The organism is Methylibium sp. (genome assembly GCF_965279545.1).
In the GTDB taxonomy this organism is placed as follows: Bacteria; Pseudomonadota; Gammaproteobacteria; order Burkholderiales; family Burkholderiaceae_C; genus Methylibium.
In genome coordinates this window covers 3,668,986-3,686,610 of the sequence record NZ_OZ257250.1, presented here as the reverse complement: position 1 = coordinate 3,686,610, position 17,625 = coordinate 3,668,986, and the positions used below count along the sequence as shown (strand labels likewise).

Sequence of the window (17,625 nt, the reverse complement as noted above, 5' to 3'; positions counted from 1 at the left end):
CCGGCTCATTTGGGCCCCCACGGCCCTGCGGGCCTGCCCCCCCACGGGGGCGCTCGCCGGCTTGGGGGCGGCCCGGCGCCGGCTCATCACGCGGCAGGCAATGAAGCCGGCAGGTCTTCGGCCAGCGCGTAGCCGCTGCCGCGGTGCGTGCGGATGGGCTCCAGCGTGGGCGCCACCGCCTTGAGCTTGGCGCGCAGCGTCTTCACGTGGGCGTCCACGGTGCGGTCGAAGCTGTCGCCGGGGTCGTCCCACACCCTCTCGAGCAGCACGTCGCGGGTGTAGACGTGGCCCGGCCGCTCGGCCAGGGTCTTCAGCAGGCCGTACTCGTAGCGCGACAGCTCCAGCGGCCGGCCGTAGTAGCGGATGCGGCGGCGGCCGTCGTCGACCTCGATCGGCGAAGGCACGGCGGGGGCCGATGTCGGCGGGACCGCGGCGGCCGTGGTGAGCAGCAACGGCGGCGGTGATGCCGCGGCGGCGCGCGCCGTCCGGCGCAGCACGGTGCGCACGCGCGCCACCAGCTCGCGCGGCGAGAAGGGCTTGGCCACGTAGTCGTCGGCGCCGAGTTCGAGGCCCACCACGCGGTCGATCTCGTCGCTGCGCGCGGTGAGAAACACCACGGGCAGATCCGCCGCGCGCTCGCGGATGCGCTTGAAGAGCTCGAAGCCGTTCAGGTCGGGCAGGCCCACGTCCAGGATCACCAGCGCCGGGGCCGGCGCCTGCGGCGGCAGGTGCTGCAAGGCCGCCTCGCCGGTGGCGCACCACAGCGGCTCGAAGCCTTCGGTGCGCAGGGCGTAGCTCAGCGTGTCGGCGATGCCGGGTTCGTCTTCGACGATCAGGATCTGCGCGCGGGCCATGGTCGGCGCCGATGATAGGGCCGCGATAATCGCCCGATGACTGCCGCCCCCTCCTTGCCGCCGCTGGCCAACGACCGCTTCCTGCGCGCCTGCCTGCGCCTGCCGACCGACGCGACGCCGGTGTGGCTGATGCGCCAGGCCGGCCGCTACCTGAGCGAGTACCGCGACACGCGCGCCAAGGCCGGCAGCTTCATGGGCCTGGCCACCAACCCGCAGTACGCCACCGAGGTGACGCTGCAGCCGCTGGACCGCTACCCGCTCGACGCGGCCATCCTGTTCAGCGACATCCTGACCGTGCCCGACGCGATGGGCCTGGGCCTGAGCTTCGCGCAGGGCGAGGGCCCGCGCTTCGCGCACCCGCTGCGCGACGAGGCCGACGTGGCCAAGCTGCAGGTGCCCGACATGGCCAAGCTGCGCTACGTGTTCGATGCCGTGGCGTCGATCCGGCGCGCGCTGGCGCCGGGCGGCGTGCCGGGCCGCGTGCCGCTGATCGGCTTCTCGGGCAGCCCGTGGACGCTGGCCTGCTACATGGTCGAAGGCGCGGGCAGCGACGACTACCGGCTGGTCAAGACCCTGCTGTACCGGCGGCCCGACCTGATGCACCGCATCCTCGAAGTCAACGCCGATGCGGTGGCCGCTTATCTCAATGCGCAGATCGAGGCCGGCGCGCAGGCGGTGATGATCTTCGACAGCTGGGGTGGCGTGCTGGCCGACGGCGCCTTCCAGCGCTTCAGCCTGGCCTACACCGAGCGCGTGCTGCGCCGGCTGAAGAAGGAGCACGACGGTTTTCGCGTGCCGCAGATCGTGTTCACCAAGGGCGGCGGGCTGTGGCTGGAGGCCATTGCGGCCAGTGGCTGCGACGTGGTGGGCCTGGACTGGACGGTGAACCTCGGCGCGGCACGCGCGCGCGTCGGCGACCGCGTGGCGCTGCAGGGCAACCTGGACCCGAACGTGCTGTTCGCCGAACCCGAGCAGATCCGCGCCGAGGTGGCGCGCACGCTGGAGAGCTTCGGTCCGCCGGCCGCAGGCGCGGGGCACGTCTTCAACCTCGGGCACGGCATCAGCCAGCACACGCCGCCCGAGAGCGTGAGCGTGCTGGTCGATGCCGTGCACGCGCATTCGCGGCAGCAACGCGAGGCCGGGGTCTGAGCCAGGTTTCCAGGTGTCGCCTGCCGCTGCCGGCAAGCCGGGTTTACCCGCGAACGATGCCCGGGAGGCCCGACTTATCCCCAGAAGCGTGTCAAGCCCTGCACCGCGATGAGGCTGTTGCAGCGCAGCAGTCTTTCGAACGGTGCGTGCGCTAAGTCATTGATTCATATAAAGACATTTTTCTGCCTTCGAAAGCGTCAGCGCAAGCGACGGCCTGTGCTATCAAGCAGTTAGCGTGCATGTGCGCAGGTTTCCCACAAAGTTTTCCACAGGCCAGGTGGATAGCTCCAAAACCCCTGCTGAATCAACAGCTTGGCCGCTTTCCTTGATAAGAGTTTGAGATTCCTTGGGCAAGTCGACTCCATCCAGGGCCTCGGTTGCGTCGACAGCCGTTCCCGCCATCGAGCTCAGCGCCAGCACGATCGCGCCGACGCGGGTGCCGGTGGTCGTCGACACGCCGGCGCACAGCGGCCTGCAGGCAGCGCTCGACTATCTGAGCGAGCGCCCGCTCGCTCCAGGCAGCTTGCTGAGGGTGCCCTTGGGGCGCCGCGAAGTGCTGGGCGTGGTCTGGGACGCCGCCGCGGACGCTGCCGGCACCCTGCCCGAGGGCGTGGTCCTGCGCGAGGTGGCCGCGGTGCTGGACGTGCTGCCGCCGCTGCCGGCCGCCTGGCGGGAACTGGTTGCCTTTGCCGCCAGCTACTACCAGCGCAGCCCGGGCGAGGTCGCGCTCGCGGTGCTGCCGCCCGAGCTGCGCCATCTGAGCAGCGCCCAGCTGGGCCGGCGGCTCAAGCGCCTGCACGCCCGGCTCGTGCCGCCCAGCGGCGAAAGCGCCCCGTTGCCGGAGCCCAGCGCCGAACAGGCGCTGGTGCTGCAGACGCTGAGCGCCGCCACCGACGCGCCGGGCGTGACGCTGCTGCACGGCAGCACCGGCAGCGGCAAGACCGAGGTCTACCTGCGCGAGGCGCAGCGCGTCGTCGAGGCCGGCCGCCAGGCCCTGGTGCTGGTGCCCGAGATCAACCTGACACCGCAACTGGAGGCGCGCTTCATGGAGCGCTTTCCGGGCCGGCGCGTGGTGTCGCTGCACAGCGGCCTGACGCCGGCACGCCGCCTGAAGCACTGGCTGATGGTGCTGCTCGGCGAAGCCGACCTGGTGCTCGGCACGCGGCTGGCGGTGTTCGCGCCGCTGCCGCGGCTGGGCCTGCTGATCGTCGACGAGGAGCACGACCCTTCCTACAAGCAGCAGGAGGGCGCGCGCTACTCGGCGCGCGACCTGGCGGTGGTGCGCGGGCGCATCGAGCAGGTGCCGGTGCTGCTGGGCTCGGCAACGCCCTCGCTGGAAAGCTGGCACAACGCGCTGCCGGCGGCGGACGGCGGCGCCGGCCGCTACCGCCGGCTGACGATGGCCGCGCGCATCGGCGGCGGCGCGCTGCCGGCGCTGCGGCTGGTCGACATGGGCCGGCTGCCCAAGGAAGTGCTGCGCGCCAGCCCGCTCTCGCCCGCGCTGCTGGGTGCGCTCGGCGAGCGGCTCGAACGCGGCGAGCAGAGCCTGGTGCTGCTCAACCGCCGTGGCTACGCGCCCGTGCTGCATTGCACCGAGTGCGGCTGGAAGAGCGCCTGCCCGCACTGCAGCGCCTGGCGCGTGTTCCACAAGCTCGACCGCACGCTGCGCTGCCACCACTGCGGCCTCAGCGAACGCGTGCCCCGCGCCTGCCCGGACTGCGGCAACGCCGACATCCAGCCGCTGGGCCGCGGCACCGAACGGCTCGAGGAGCAACTCGCACAGGCCCTGCCCGGCGCCCGGATCGCCCGCATCGACGCCGACACCACGCGGCGCAGCGGCGCGCTCGAGGCCGAACTGGCGCGCGTGCATGCCGGCGAGGTGGACGTGCTGGTCGGCACGCAGATGATCGCCAAGGGCCATGACTTCCGGCACATGACGCTGGTCGCGGCGATCAACCCCGACGCGGCGCTGTTCAGCAGCGACTTCCGCGCGCCGGAACGCCTGTTCGCCCTGCTGCTGCAGGCGGCCGGGCGCGCCGGCCGCGACGCCCGGCAGGCTGCGCGCGCCGAGATGTGGGTGCAGACCTGGCATCCGCAGCATGCGCTGTATGCGGCGCTGCGGTCGCACGACTACGCCGCCTTCGCGCAGGCCCAGCTCGCCGAGCGCCGCTCCGCCGGCCTGCCGCCGTACTCCCACCTGGCGCTGCTGCGGGCCGACGCGCGCAGCCAGGCGGTGGCGCAGGCCTGGCTGCAGGCCGTGAGCGAGGAGGCCGGCGCGCTCGCCGCGCAGCAGCAGATCGCGCTCTACCCGCCGGTGCCGCTGACGGTGCAGCGCGTGGCCGACGTGGAGCGGGCGCAGATGCTGGTCGAGTCGGCCTCGCGGCCGGCGCTGCAGCGCTTTCTCGCGTCGTGGACCGGCCTGCTGCAGGCCCGGCGGCCCGAACACAAGGGCCTGTTGCGCTGGGCGGTGGACGTGGACCCGCTGGCGATCTGAGGCCGGCTCGCATCCGAGCCCGTCAAATCACGCTGCGTCGTTCGGCTCGCTGTGGCCGCTCGTGTAGGGGCGTGGCTGGCGCAGCGCCCGGCCGCTTCACCGCCCGCGCAGATGCTCGGGCGATTCGAGCCGCTTGGCCAGCGTCGACAGCAGCCAGGTGAGCAGCAGGTAGACGGCCGAGATCGCGAGGTAGGGCTCCCAGTAGCGCGAGTACGCGCCGGCCACGGTGCGCGCCGCCAGCGCCAGCTCGGCCAGGCCGATGGCGGACACCAGCGACGAATCCTTGATCAGCGTGACCGCCTCGTTGACCAGCGGCGGCACCATGCGCCGCACCGCCTGCGGCAGGATCACGTGGCGCATGCTCTGCGCGTGCGTCAGGCCCAGGCTGTAGGCCGCCTGCGTCTGCCCGCCGTGGATGCTCTGGATGCCGGCGCGGAAGATCTCGGAGATGTAGGCGCCGGCGTTCAGCGTGAGCGCCAGCGCACCGGAGAAGAAGGCGCCGTAGTTCTGGCGAAAATCACGTGCGGCCTCGCCGGCGAGCAGCAGGCCGTTGTCCGGATGGATGAGCGCCGGCATCAGCGCGAAGTGCACCAGCAGGATCTGCACGAACAGCGGCGTGCCGCGGAAGAAGGTGACGTAGGCGATGGTCAGCCACTGCGCGGGCTTCAGCAGCGCCGCCGCCAGCGGCGACCTCGGCCGGGGCGCATAACGCGTGCTGCTGATCAGGCCGAGCACCAGCCCGAGCGCGAGGCCGGCGACGATCGCGACGATCGTCAGCTTGATCGTCATCAGGATGCCGGCCAGGAACAGCGGTCCGTAGCCGGCCAGGATCTCCCAGCGAAAGTCCATGGGAGATCCTCGAGGTCCTGATGAGGCTGCCGCTTACTTGGAAGCCGCCGCCGCGGGAGCGGCTGCACCGAAGGTCTTGGCGTAGACCTGCTCGTAACTGCCGTCGGCCTTGATCGCCGCGATGCCCTTGTTCACCTTCTCCAGCAGTTCGGCGTTGCCCTTCTTCACGGCGATGCCGTACTGCTCGGGTGCGAAGGCGCTGTCGCTGACGGTCTTGAAGTTGGCGGCCGAGTTGTTGGTGACGTAGTTGATGATCACGCCGTTGTCGGCCACGACGGCATCGACGCCACCGGCCTCGAGCTCCTTCAGCGCCAGCGGCGTGGACTCGAAGCGCTTGACGTTGGCGCTGTTCTTGCCCTGCAGCTTGGTGACGACCTCGTCGCCGGTGGTGCCGGTCTGCACGCCGACCTTGAGCTTCTTCAGGTCGTCGAACTTCGCGACCTTGGAGGTGGCCTTCACTGCGATCAGCTGGTAGGCGTCGAAGTAGGGCGTGGAGAAGTCCATCGTCTGCTTGCGCTCGTCGGTGATCGTGATCGACGAGATCAGCAGGTCGCGGTCGCCCTGTTGCAGCGCGTTGAAGATGCCTTCCCACGGCGTGTTGACGAACTTGACCTCGAAGCCGCCCTTGGCCGCCACGGCCTGCAGCAGGTCGATGCTGAAGCCGACGATCTCGCCCTTCTCGTTCTGGAATTCGAACGGCGCGTAGGCGGCATCGGTGCCGACCACGTAGACCTTGGCGGGAGCCGGTGCGGAGGCGACCGGGGTCGGCGCCGAGGCGGGCACGGCAACGGGGGCCGGCTCTTCCTTCTTGCCACAGGCGGCGAGCAACAGGCCGACACCGAGCAGGCCGGCGGTTTTCAGAAACTGGCGGGTCGTGAACTTCATGCGGTTGTCCTCGTGGGTTCCGGGTCGGTGGCGACGGATCGTCCGTGATCGATTGTCGCCGTGCTTGATGCAAAAAAGCGGCCCGCAGGCCGCTTTTCAAACTGGGTCGCGAGACTCAGAAGTTGTGGCGGATGCCGAGGCCGATCGACGAGAAGGTCTGGTCAGCCAAACCAGGACCGTAGGCAAACTTGTTGTTGTCGATCGAGTAATAGAACGCGTACACCTTGGTGCGCTTGGACAGGTTGTAGTTGTAGCCGAGCGTGTACTGGATGGCATCCGAATCGGGCACGTTGTCCCACTTGCCAGCGTAGCCGACGGACACGTGGAACTCGCTGGCACCAAGGGTGTACTGGGCGGTTGCGGTCACCGAGTCACGCTTACCAAGGTTCAGCGCAGGCGCCTTGTCGTTCTCATAGGCCAAGCCCACCAGCAACGTGACCATCATCGGGCCGGCCGCGGCGGCGCCGAACAAGGCGGTCATCATCGGCATGCCCATGAAGCCGGTGTTCGGGAAAGCGGCGACCAGGGCACCGAAGGCCGCATCCTTCAGGTGCACGCGTGCACCGTGCGTGAGCAGAATCGTCAGCGCCACGATGCACAGACCGGCTGCGGCATACACCGCCAGCATCGTCGGGTTCAACAGGTTGCCGATCGGCGTCGCCGCACCGAAGCGGAACAGCATGCAGGGCAGTGCGAAGAACAGCACGAAGGCATTCAGGCCGGGGATCGCCGCCTCCGGCATCGCGCGCGTGCGCGCCGCGAGGTAGCCGCACAGCACGAGCGCGAAGAACGGCACCGTGACCGAAAGGATCGCTTGCATCGGGGCGGCAGTATCCCAGGACATGCGGCGCGGCGTCGGGCATGACCGCTTGGCTATCATCGCGCGCCCCCTTGCCACCCCGGTTTTGTCTTCCTCGTCTGCCTTGTCCGCGCCCGCCTCGCTCAACGCTGCCCAGATGCAGGCGGTCCATCACCTGGCCGGTCCCTGCCTGGTGCTGGCCGGCGCCGGCTCGGGCAAGACGCGCGTGATCACGCACAAGATCGCACGCCTGCTGCAGGCCGGGCTGGCGCCGTCGCAGATCGCCGCCATCACCTTCACCAACAAGGCCGCGGCCGAGATGCGCGAGCGCGCGAAGGCGCTCGTCGGCGCGCGCGCGGCCAAGGGGCTGGTGATCAGCACCTTCCATGCACTGGGCGTGCGGCTGCTGCGCGCGGACGGTGCGGCGCTCGGCCTCAAGCCCAGCTTCTCGATCCTCGACAGCGACGACGTGCTGGGCATCCTGCGCGACGCCGGCGGCACCACCGACGCCAAGACCGCGCGGCGCTGGCAGTGGACGATCAGCCTGTGGAAGAACCAGGGCCTGACGCCCGCGCAGGCCGAGGCCGAGGCGAAGAACCCCGACGAAGTGCAGGCCGCGCGCGTGATGGCGCGCTACCAGGAGCGGCTCTCGGCCTACCAGGCGGTCGACTTCGACGACCTGATCGGCCTGCCGGTCGCGCTGCTGCAACGGCACGACGAGGTGCGCGCGAAATGGCAGGACACGCTGCGCCACGTGCTGGTCGACGAGTACCAGGACACCAACGCCCAGCAGTACGAGTTGCTGAAGCTGCTGGTCGGGGACGGGCAGGGTGGCCGCGATCGGCCGGCGATGTTCACCGCCGTCGGGGACGACGACCAGTCGATCTACGGCTGGCGCGGCGCGACGATCGACAACCTCAAGCGCCTGCCGCAGGACTACCCGGCGCTGCAGGTGATTGCGCTCGAACAGAACTACCGCTCCACCGGCAACATCCTGCGCGCGGCGAACCACGTGATCGCGGCCAACCCGAAGATCTTCGACAAGAAGCTCTGGAGCGAATACGGCGACGGCGAGCCGGTGCGCGTGGTGGAGAGCGACAGCGAGGAGCACGAAGCGGAGCGTGCGGTGACCCAGATCCAGGCGCTGCGCACCCAGGGGGGCACCGCTCAGGGCGCGGTTGGAGGCCAAGGCGTGGAGTGGAAGGACTTCGCCATCCTCTACCGCGCAAACCACCAGGCGCGCGTGTTCGAACAGGCGCTGCGCAAGGCACAAATCCCGTACAAGGTGTCCGGCGGCCAGAGTTACTTCGAGCGCGCCGAGATCAAGGACCTGTGCGCCTGGCTGCGCCTGCTGGTGAACCAGGACGACGACCCGGCTTTCCTGCGCGCCGTGACCACGCCCAAGCGCGGCATCGGCCACCAGACGCTGGCGAGCCTGGGCGAGTTCGCGGGCCAATGGAAGGTGTCGCTCTACGAGGCGCTGTTCGCCGAGTCGCTGGGCACGGTACTGAACGCCAAGGCGGTCGGTTCGCTGCACGAATTCGGCCGCTGCGTCAGCGATCTCGAGTACCGCGCCCGCCAGACCTCCGGCGCCGAGGACGCGCGCGCGCTGCTGATGGGCTGGCTGAAGGACATCGGCTACGAGCAGCACCTGCACGATGGCGAGGACAGCGAGAAGCTCGCCGCCGCCCGCTGGTCCAATGTGCTCGACTTCGTCGACTGGATCGCCAAGCGCTGCGGCGGCGAGATCACGCAGGAGGCCGGCACGTTCGAGACCGCGCGCAAGAGCGTGCTGGAAGTGGCGCAGACCATCGCGGTGATCATCAGCCTGGCCGAGCGCGGCAACGACCAGAACGTGCTGACGCTCTCGACGCTGCACGCCGCCAAGGGCCTGGAGTGGCCGCACGTGGTGCTGGCCGGCGTCAACGAAGGCCTGCTGCCCTTCAGGACCGACGACGACTCACTGGCCGCCGAGTCGCTGGCGCAGCGGCTCGAGGAAGAGCGGCGCCTGATGTACGTGGGCATCACCCGCGCGCGCAGCACGCTGGCGGTGAGCTGGCTCAAGCGCCGCAAGCGCGGCCGCGAGACCGTGGCCGGTGTCCCGAGCCGCTTCATCGCCGAGATGAAGCTCGACGAAGGCAAGGCCAGGGAAGACCCGCGCGAGAAGCTCAAGGCGCTGCGCGCCACGCTCGCCGCACGCACTGCGACGCTCGCCCCGGCGCCGGACTGAAGGAACGGAGCCCCGGCTGAGCGGGTGCGTGTCCCGGCCCGCCTTATGCCCCCGGCGCTCATGCAAACAACCAAAGCATCGTTCCCTCGGCGAGCCGGCGCAGGGAGAATTGCCGGTCCCGTCCTCGCACCTCCTCTGCAGCCACCGACCGATGAACTTCCAGCAATTGCGTTCGGTGCGCGAGGCCGTGCGGCTCGGCTTCAACCTGACCGAAGTGGCCCAGGCATTGCATACCTCGCAGCCCGGCGTGAGCCGGCAGATCCGCGAGCTCGAAGACGAACTCGGTGTCGACATCTTCGTGCGCGCCGGCAAGCGCCTCACCGGCCTCACCGCGCCGGGCGAGGCCGTGCTGCCGATCGTCGAGCGGCTGCTGCACGACGCCGAGAACCTGAGACGCGCCGGCGCCGACTACGCCCAGCAGGACCATGGCCCGCTGTCGATCGCGGCCACGCACTCGCAGGCGCGCTACGCGCTGCCGCCGGCGGTGCGCGACTTCCGCAGCAGCCACCCGGGCGTGCAGCTGCAGTTGCACCAGGGCTCACCGAAGCAGGTGGCGCAGATGCTGCTCGACGGCGAGGCCGACATCGGCATCGCCACCGAGGCCCTGGCCCAGTACCCGGACCTGGTGGCGCTGCCCTGCTACCGCTGGACGCACGCGGTGCTGCTGCCGCCCGGGCATCCGCTGCTCGACGGCGAGCCGCTGACGCTGCGGCGTCTGGCCGAGCACCCGCTGATCACCTACGACGCCGGCTACACCGGCCGCTCCCACATCGACGAGGCCTTCTCGCGCGAGGGCCTGACGCCGACGCTGGCGCTGACCGCGATGGACGCCGACGTGATCAAGACCTACGTGGAGCTGGGCCTGGGGGTCGGCATCGTCGCCTCGATCGCCTACGACGAGGAGCGCGACCGCCACCTGCGCGCGCTCGATGCACGCCACCTGTTCGCCGTCAACATGACGCGCCTCGCGCTCAAGCGCGGCAGCTACCTGCGCGCCTACGTCTACGACTTCATCGAGAGCTTCGCACCGACGCTCACGCGCAAGGTGGTGCAGCGCGCGCTCGACGGTGGGAAGATCGACGAGCTGTGACGCGGGCATTGCATTCAAGCGCATCGGATTGAAGCTTGGGTCAGGGCTGGTTGCGGAGTTCGGTGTCTTTGTCCGGAAAGCTGACCGTCAAACGTCAGCGGGGGCGCTGCGCCGGGTCGCGGTTTGACGGCCTGCGCAGGCGGCGATGGTGAGTGCTGGCGAGGGCGTCGGGTGAGCGGCGCAGCGAAGTAAAGGAGGAGGGGTCGGCCCTGGGGCCGGCACCGGGGGACATGAGCGGAGTCGCTCGCCCGGCGTCCTCGTCAGCGCCGCGCGGTACCTGCAGGCAGCCGGCCGGTGGCCGCTTCAAACCTCAGCCACCACCCCCCGCACACGAACGGCTGCAACGACCCGAGGTCGCCGGCCGATTTGACGGGTTTGAATGCGAGTCCGTATGAGCAGTCTTTGACGCACCACCGAGGGCGCGAGCCCCGGTGCGGCCCGATCAGATCATCGCCGCCGGATCGGCCGCCGTTTCCTGCGCGAAGCGCGTCACCCGACGCGGCAGCAGATGCACCGTGGCACCCGGGTCGAGCGGGAAACGTTCGCGCAGCGCATGGAACTCCGAACGCGGCAACTCGACGTCGATGTAGCTGCCGTCGTCGAGGCGCTTGAATTCGACGCGCGTGTTCGGGCCGACGGTCAGCGCCTGCGACAGCGTCACCGGCAGCGAGCCTTCGGTCGGCGCGGCCAGGATCGCCAGCTCATGCGGCCGCACATAGCTGACCTCGCCGCCACCCTTGGCATCGCCCCGGCCCGCGCCGAAGCGGCCGTGGAACAGGTTCACGTCGCCGAGGAACTGCAGCACGAAGGGCGAGGCCGGGTGGTCGTACACCTCGTCGGGCGGGCCGTCCTGCTCGACCCGGCCCTGGTTCATCACGACGATGCGGTCGGCGACTTCCATCGCCTCTTCCTGGTCGTGCGTGACGAACACGCTGGTCACGTGCACCTCGTCGTGCAGGCGGCGCAGCCAGCGGCGCAGTTCCTTGCGCACCTTGGCGTCGAGCGCGCCAAAGGGCTCGTCGAGCAGCAGCACCTTCGGCTCGACCGCCAGCGCGCGCGCGAGCGCGATGCGCTGGCGCTGCCCCCCCGACAGCTGGTGCGGGAAGCGATCGGCGATCCAGTCGAGCTGCACCAGCTTCAGCAGCGCCGTAACCTTGCTCCTGATCTCGGCCTCGCTCGGCCGGACGGCCTTGGGCCGCACGCGCAGGCCGAAGGCCACGTTCTCGAAGATCGTCATGTGCGCGAACAGCGCGTAGTGCTGGAACACGAAACCGACCTGGCGCTCGCGCACGTCGGTGCGGGTGGCGTCCTCGCCATGGAACAGCACGCTGCCGCTGTCGGGCACTTCCAGCCCCGCGATGATGCGCAGCAGCGTGGTCTTGCCCGAGCCCGAGGGCCCGAGCAGCGCCACCAGCTCGCCGGACGGGATGTCGATCGAGACGTTGTCGCAGACGACGGTCTTGCCGAAGCGCTTGTTCAACTGACGGACTTCAATGCTCATGCGGACTCCTGCGCGCTCGCGCCCTTGATCTCGTTCCTTACGCGCCGCTCGACCACGTACTTCAGCACCAGCGTCACCAGAGCCAGGCCGGCCAGCAGCGAAGCCACCGCGAACGAGGCCGCGAACTGGTATTCGTTGTAGAGAATCTCGATGTGCAGCGGCATCGTGTTGGTCTGGCCGCGAATGTGGCCCGAGACGACCGACACCGCGCCGAACTCGCCCATCGCCCGCGCATTGCACAGGATCACGCCGTACAGCAGCGCCCACTTGATGTTGGGCAGCGTGACGCGCCGGAAGATCTGCCAGCCCGAGGCCCCGAGCACGCGCGCGGCCTCTTCCTGCTCGACGCCCTGCGCCTGCATCAGCGGGATCAGCTCGCGCGCGATGAACGGGAAGGTGATGAACACGGTGGCCAGCACGATGCCGGGCAGCGCGAAGATGATCCTCAGGTCGTGCTCGCGCAGCCAGCCGCCCAGCCAGCCCTGCAGGCCGAACACCAGCACGAAGATCAGGCCGGCGATCACCGGGCTCACCGAGAACGGCAGGTCGATCAGCGTCAGCAGCACGTTCTTGCCGCGGAAGTCGAACTTGGCGATGCACCAGGCCGCCGCCACGCCGAACACCAGGTTCAGCGGCAGCGACACGGCCGCCGCGAGCAGCGTGAGCTTGATGGCCGACAGCGCATCGGGCTCGACGATCGCCGCCAGGTAGACGCCCCAGCCCTTCTTCAGCGCCTCGACGAACACCGTCACCAGCGGCACGAACAGGAACACGGTCAGGAACAGCAGCGCGATGCCGATCAATGTGCGGCGCACCCAAGGCGCCTCGGTCGTCGCGTTGCGCAGGTCGCGCGGCGTGATGGCCACTGCGGTGGGCCTGCCCTCGAGGGCCAGTGTGGCGCCGGTCATGTCAGTTCCCTCCCTGCCGCCGGCGCGACCAGGCCTGCAGCAGGTTGATGCCCAGCAGCAGCACGAAGCTCGCGACCAGCATCACCACGGCGATCGCGGTGGCGCCGGCGTAGTCGTACTGCTCGAGCTTGGTGATGATGAGCAGCGGCGTGATCTCGCTGACCAGGGGCAGGTTGCCGGCGATGAAGATCACCGAGCCGTACTCGCCCAGCGCGCGCGCGAAGGCGAGCGCGAAGCCGGTCAGCAGCGCCGGAATCAGGATCGGGAAGATCACGATGCGAAAGGTCTGCGCCCGGCTTGCGCCCAGCGTGGCGGCGGCCTCCTCGATTTCCTTGCTCAGGTCCTCGAGCACCGGCTGCAGCGTGCGCACGACGAAGGGCAGGCCGATGAAGGTGAGCGCGACGAACACACCTACCGGCGTGAAGCTCACCTTGAACGGCAGGTACTGGCCGATCCAGCCGTTCTGCGCGTAGATCGCGGAGAGTGCGATGCCGGCCACCGCCGTCGGCAGCGCGAACGGCAGGTCCACCAGCGCGTCGACGATGCGCTTGGCCGGGAAGTCGTAGCGCACCAGCACCCAGGCGATCACGAGTCCGAACACCGCATTGAGCAGCGCACCGGCCAGCGACGCGCCGAAGGTCAGCCGGTACGACGCCACGACGCGCGGCGACGTGACGGCGTCCCAGAACGCCGGCCAGGTGAGCGTGAAGGTCTTCAGGAAGGCAGCGCTCAGCGGCACGAGCACGATCAGGCTCAGGTAGAGCAGCGTGAAGCCGAGCGCGAGATCGAAGCCCGGCAGCACGCTGTGCCGCCGCAGCAGGGTGCGGGACAGGAACATGACTACCCCTCGCCGAACGAGTGCGGTCGTCGATCCCCCGAGGGGATGCGGGCCGGCTTGGGGCGGCCCGGCGCTCGGCCCGCGCGCGTCTGCGTAGCGCTCATTTGCGCGCCGCGAGGATCTGGTCGTAGATGCCGCCGTCGTCGAAATGCTCCTTCTGGGCCTTGCTCCAGCCACCGAAGATCTCGTCGATCGTGAAGGTGTTGACCTTCGGGAAATCCTTCGCGTACTTGGCCAGCAGCGCGGTCGAGCGCGGGCGCAGCTGGTGCTTCGCCGCGATCTCCTGCGCTTCGTCGGACCACAGGAACTTCAGGTAGGCCTCGGCCTGCTTGCGCGTGCCTCGTCTGTCGACCACCTTGTCGATCACCGAGACCGGGTTCTCGGCCAGGATCGTCGACGTGGGGTAGACGACGTCGAAGTTGTCGCCGAACTCGGCCTTGATCAGGTTCACCTCGGACTCGAAGGTCGCCAGCGCGTCGCCGATGTTGCGCTGGGCGAAGGTGGTCGTCGCGGCCCGTCCGCCGCCGTCGAACACCGGCACGTTGGCGAAGATCTTCTGCACCAGTTCGCGCGCCCGGGCCGGCGTGCCGCCGGCCTTGATGGCCGAGCCCCAGGCGGCGACATAGCTGTAGCGGCCGTTGCCCGTGATCTTGGGGTTGGGAATCACGACGCTGACGCCGGGTTTCGCGAGATCGGTCCAGTCGGCGATCTTCTTCGGGTTGCCCTTGCGCACCAGGATCACCGTGACCGAGGTGGTCGGCGCGGCGTTGTTCGGCAGGCGCTTGGCCCAGTCCGCGGGGATCAGCTTGCCGAGGCTGGCGATGGCGTCGATGTCGCTGGACTGGTTCATCGTCACCACGTCGGCTTCGAGACCGTCGATCACCGCGCGGGCCTGCTTGCTCGAGCCGCCGTGCGACTGGTTGATCGTCAGCTCCTCGCCGGTCGCCTGCTGCCACTGCTTCTGGAAGGCCGGGTTGATGGCCTTGTAGAACTCGCGCGACACGTCGTAGCTGACGTTCAGCAGGCTCGGGCCGGCCGCGGCGGCCCAGCCGGCCGCAACGAGGAGGGGAGACGCGATCAGCGCGCGGCGCAGCAGCAAGGGGGTGCGGGACATGGTCGGGCGGGTGCTGAAACACCGGCAGGAGGATCGAAGTGACCGGATGCTACGGAGGCCGGCTTAAAACAGGAACGACAGTTTCGTCCGATGCTTATGAGAAAAATGGCGATATCAAACGCCGACAGGCGCCCTCGATGTGGGCGCCCGTTCTCTTGAAGAACCTGATCCGATCAGCGTTTGGTATAGATCTGGTCGAACACCCCGCCGTCGGCGAAGTGTGTCTTCTGCGCCTTGGCCCAGCCGCCGAACAGCGCATCGATGGTGAACAGGTTCAGCTTCGGGAAGTTCTTCGCGTACCTGGCGGCCACTTTGTCGTCGGTCGGGCGATAGAAGTTGCGCGCGGCGATCTCCTGGCCTTCGGGCGTGTAGAGGTACTCGAGGTAGGCCTGGGCCACGTCGCGCGTGCCCTTCTTGTCGACCACCTTGTCGACCACCGCCACCGGCGGCTCGGCCAGGATGCTCAGCGGCGGGTAGACGATGTCGAACTTGTCGGCGCCGAACTCCTTCAGCGACAGGTGGGCCTCGTTCTCCCAGGCCAGCAGCACGTCGCCGATGCCGCGCTCGGCGAAGGTCACGGTGGAGCCGCGCGCGCCGGAGTCGAGCACCGGCACGTTCTTGAACAGGCTGGCGACGAACTCGGTGGCCTTGGCGTCGTTGCCGCCCGGCTGCTTCAGCGCCCAGCCGTAGGCCGCCAGGTAGCCCCAGCGTGCGCCCCCGGAGGTCTTGGGGTTGGCGGTGATGACCGACACGCCCGGCTTGACCAGGTCGCCCCAGTCCTTGATGCCCTTCGGGTTGCCCTTGCGCACCAGGAAAATGTAGGTCGAGGTGTAGGGCGCGCTGTTGTGCTTCAGGCGCTTTTGCCAATCGGGCGGCAGCAGCTTGGCCTTCTCGGCGATCTCGTCGATGTCGTAGGCCAGCGCGAGCGTGACCACGTCGGAGTCGATGCCGTCGATCACCGACCGGGCCTGCTTGCCCGACCCGCCATGCGATTGCTTGACGGTCACGTTGTCGCCGGTCTTGGCCTTCCAGTACTTGGCGAACGCGGCGTTGTAGTCGACATAGAGCTCGCGTGTCGGGTCGTAGGAGACGTTGAGCAGGGTCACGTCCTTGGCGGCGGCAGCGCCGGCGGCCAGGACAAGAATCGAGGCGGCGAGCGCGCCACGAACGGAAGCGAAACGGGTCATGAAGGTCCTCGGAATCACGGAATCAGGGCGGGAAGGAACGAATGGAGAGATGCTAGAAAGCGCCGCTTCAACGCGGAACGAATGAAAGCAAGGACGCTTATGCGTTTCGCAACCAAGCAGCCGCGGCGGCGCGCCTCAGACCGCGAACGACCACTCGGCCAGCGTGGCGCGCTCGGGCCGCTGTTCGCGCGCGAGCCGCGCAGCCATCGCGGTGACCCAGCGCCGCGCCAGCGGCAGCGGCCCGAAGCCGGCTTCGGTGTTGATGTGCCCGGCGTCGCCGAGCGTGAGCCAGGCACTGCCCCAGCGCTGCGCCCAGCGGCGGCTGGCGGCGGCGCTCATCCACGGGTCGGTGTCGCTCGCCACCACGGTGCTCGGCAGCGCGAGGCGCTGCTGGGGCAGCAGCCCGGCGACGCCGAACTTGTCGGGATCCGCCGGGGCAACGAACAGCGCGGCGCGCACCGGCGAATCGGCGCGCAGCGCCAGATGACGGGCCAGCGCCAGGCAGCCGAAGCTGTGCGCGACGGCGATGCACGGGCCGGCGTTGCCGCGCTCGGCCGCACGCTCCAGCGTCGTGCCGATGCGCGCGGCCCAGCGCTCGAGGTCGGGCTCGGCCCAGTCGCGCTGCACCACCCGATCGGCATCGCGGTACTGCGATTGCAGCCAGGTCTGCCAATGCGCGGCCCCGCTGTCGTGCAGACCGGGGATCACCAGCAGGCGCGGCGCTCGGGATGCGAGGACCATGAGCGGCTCACAAGGTGGCGATCGAGACTTCGGTCGACTTGACCAGCGCGATCACCTCCTTGCCGACAGCGAGCTGCAGCTCCTTCACCGAGCGGGTCGTGATGACCGAGGTCACGATCAGGCCGGCCGGCGTCTCGACCTCGATCTCCGAGACCACCGGGCCTTCGATGATTTCCCTGACCCTGCCGCGGAACTGGTTGCGGACGTTGATGGCGGTGATGCTCATGCGGCGGACTCTCTTCAGTGCAAAACCTGAAGGTAGACCCCGGCGAGTCATCGGGGAACGAAGGACTTCGCGTTCCGACATGCGCAAACCGCATGTGCGAGCGTCTCGGCCTCCAGCCTCTCCGTCAAGCCCCCGGGTGCCTTGTCCAAAGGACTGAACGGCAAAGGTCGGCATGGGCGCTGAGCCGGGTCGCGGTTTGACGGCCTGCGCAGGCGGTGACGGTGAGTGCTGGCAAGGGCGTCGGGTGATTCGACGCGGGTCGCGCGACTTGGTCTCAGGCGAGCCGCTCAGATCACCGGCCGCCCCACCGTGCGCACCGTGGCCACCAGCGCAGCCGACTGCGCCGCGGGCAGCGCGACCAGCGCCGCGCCCCGGGCCGCCTCGAGCGTGCGCACCAGGGTCGCCGCATGCGGCAGCAGCGTGCCGAAGAAGCGCAGCTCGGCGCCCCGCGCCACCAGCACGGTCGGGAAGTTCTCGATGTCCAGGTCGAGCGGCGCCAGCGCGTCGCTGTCGTCCTCGATGTCGACCCACACGAAGCGCCAGGCCGGGTGCTCGCGCGCCAGCGCCTCGAAAGCGGTGCGGTAGTCGCGGCAGGTGCCGCACCACTGCGCACACAGGCAGGCCACCAGCCAGTCGTCCGTTTGCTCGCTCGTCATGCCGACAGTGTGCCTGCGGTATGCGGCGCTCGCCGCGGCGGGGTGAACCGGGGCCTTCCCCTCACCCGGCCCTCTCTCCTGTCGGGGGAGAGGACTGGGGTGAC

Annotated in this window: 16 protein-coding genes; 4 read left to right on the top strand and 12 right to left on the bottom strand. The window is 69.3% G+C overall.

Going from position 1 to position 17,625, the window contains the following annotated elements:
• Positions 1-86: 86 nt before the first annotated feature.
• Positions 87-854, bottom strand: a complete 768-nt coding sequence (creB, locus tag ACQY9S_RS17300; RefSeq protein WP_428421361.1) for a two-component system response regulator CreB — start codon at positions 852-854, stop codon at positions 87-89.
• Between the two features lie 36 nt (positions 855-890).
• On the opposite strand from creB, the gene hemE reads away from it, so the two are divergent.
• Together hemE and priA are read left to right on the top strand one after the other, a co-directional pair.
• Positions 891-2,003: a uroporphyrinogen decarboxylase gene (gene hemE / locus ACQY9S_RS17295; RefSeq protein ID WP_428421360.1), complete on the top strand. Its 1,113-nt coding sequence runs from the start codon at positions 891-893 to the stop codon at positions 2,001-2,003.
• Between the two features lie 346 nt (positions 2,004-2,349).
• The gene (gene priA, locus ACQY9S_RS17290) at positions 2,350-4,497 is read left to right on the top strand and encodes a replication restart helicase PriA (RefSeq protein ID WP_428421358.1); all 2,148 of its coding nucleotides are present in this window, start codon (positions 2,350-2,352) and stop codon (positions 4,495-4,497) included.
• Between the two features lie 96 nt (positions 4,498-4,593).
• Here priA and ACQY9S_RS17285 read toward each other — a convergent pair whose 3' ends face one another.
• The 3 genes from ACQY9S_RS17285 to ACQY9S_RS17275 all read right to left on the bottom strand — a co-directional run bounded on the left by ACQY9S_RS17285 (position 4,594) and on the right by ACQY9S_RS17275 (position 7,177).
• The gene (locus ACQY9S_RS17285) at positions 4,594-5,346 is read right to left on the bottom strand and encodes an amino acid ABC transporter permease (RefSeq protein ID WP_428421356.1); all 753 of its coding nucleotides are present in this window, start codon (positions 5,344-5,346) and stop codon (positions 4,594-4,596) included.
• A gap of 33 nt (positions 5,347-5,379) precedes the next feature.
• Positions 5,380-6,231: a basic amino acid ABC transporter substrate-binding protein gene (locus ACQY9S_RS17280; protein ID WP_428421354.1), complete on the bottom strand. Its 852-nt coding sequence runs from the start codon at positions 6,229-6,231 to the stop codon at positions 5,380-5,382.
• A 115-nt stretch (positions 6,232-6,346) separates the two neighbouring features.
• Positions 6,347-7,177 (bottom strand): porin, encoded by an 831-nt coding sequence (locus ACQY9S_RS17275; RefSeq protein ID WP_428421352.1) that lies wholly within the window; start codon positions 7,175-7,177, stop codon positions 6,347-6,349.
• 10 nt (positions 7,178-7,187) lie between these two features.
• Here ACQY9S_RS17275 and ACQY9S_RS17270 point away from each other — a divergent pair, with 10 nt between their 5' ends.
• Both ACQY9S_RS17270 and ACQY9S_RS17265 read left to right on the top strand, forming a co-directional pair.
• Complete coding sequence (locus ACQY9S_RS17270) at positions 7,188-9,260, top strand: ATP-dependent helicase (RefSeq protein ID WP_428425796.1); 2,073 nt, start codon at positions 7,188-7,190, stop codon at positions 9,258-9,260.
• A 151-nt stretch (positions 9,261-9,411) separates the two neighbouring features.
• Positions 9,412-10,350 carry a CysB family HTH-type transcriptional regulator gene (locus ACQY9S_RS17265; RefSeq protein WP_428421350.1) on the top strand — a complete coding sequence of 313 codons (939 nt, stop codon included), beginning with the start codon at positions 9,412-9,414 and terminating at the stop codon, positions 10,348-10,350.
• A gap of 442 nt (positions 10,351-10,792) precedes the next feature.
• Here the strand turns inward: ACQY9S_RS17265 and ACQY9S_RS17260 are convergent, their stop codons facing one another.
• The 8 genes from ACQY9S_RS17260 to ACQY9S_RS17225 form a co-directional block, all read right to left on the bottom strand.
• A complete protein-coding gene (locus tag ACQY9S_RS17260; RefSeq protein WP_428421348.1) occupies positions 10,793-11,851 on the bottom strand; it encodes a sulfate/molybdate ABC transporter ATP-binding protein in 1,059 nt (352 codons plus the stop codon).
• The gene (gene cysW, locus ACQY9S_RS17255) at positions 11,848-12,759 is read right to left on the bottom strand and encodes a sulfate ABC transporter permease subunit CysW (protein ID WP_428421347.1); all 912 of its coding nucleotides are present in this window, start codon (positions 12,757-12,759) and stop codon (positions 11,848-11,850) included. The genes ACQY9S_RS17260 and cysW overlap by 4 nt, the downstream gene beginning before the upstream one ends.
• Before the next feature lies 1 nt (position 12,760).
• Positions 12,761-13,597, bottom strand: a complete 837-nt coding sequence (gene cysT / locus ACQY9S_RS17250; RefSeq protein ID WP_428421345.1) for a sulfate ABC transporter permease subunit CysT — start codon at positions 13,595-13,597, stop codon at positions 12,761-12,763.
• Between the two features lie 100 nt (positions 13,598-13,697).
• Positions 13,698-14,711: a sulfate ABC transporter substrate-binding protein gene (locus ACQY9S_RS17245; RefSeq protein WP_428421343.1), complete on the bottom strand. Its 1,014-nt coding sequence runs from the start codon at positions 14,709-14,711 to the stop codon at positions 13,698-13,700.
• Positions 14,712-14,884: 173 nt separating this feature from the next.
• Positions 14,885-15,898, bottom strand: coding sequence for a sulfate ABC transporter substrate-binding protein (locus ACQY9S_RS17240; protein ID WP_428421342.1), 1,014 nt, complete (start codon positions 15,896-15,898; stop codon positions 14,885-14,887).
• A gap of 135 nt (positions 15,899-16,033) precedes the next feature.
• Positions 16,034-16,639, bottom strand: coding sequence for an RBBP9/YdeN family alpha/beta hydrolase (locus ACQY9S_RS17235; RefSeq protein ID WP_428421341.1), 606 nt, complete (start codon positions 16,637-16,639; stop codon positions 16,034-16,036).
• A gap of 7 nt (positions 16,640-16,646) precedes the next feature.
• Positions 16,647-16,865 carry a TOBE domain-containing protein gene (locus ACQY9S_RS17230; protein ID WP_428421339.1) on the bottom strand — a complete coding sequence of 73 codons (219 nt, stop codon included), beginning with the start codon at positions 16,863-16,865 and terminating at the stop codon, positions 16,647-16,649.
• Between the two features lie 287 nt (positions 16,866-17,152).
• Entirely contained in the window at positions 17,153-17,521 is a 369-nt protein-coding gene (locus ACQY9S_RS17225; RefSeq protein ID WP_428421337.1) for a thioredoxin family protein, read from the bottom strand.
• Positions 17,522-17,625 lie beyond the last annotated feature (104 nt).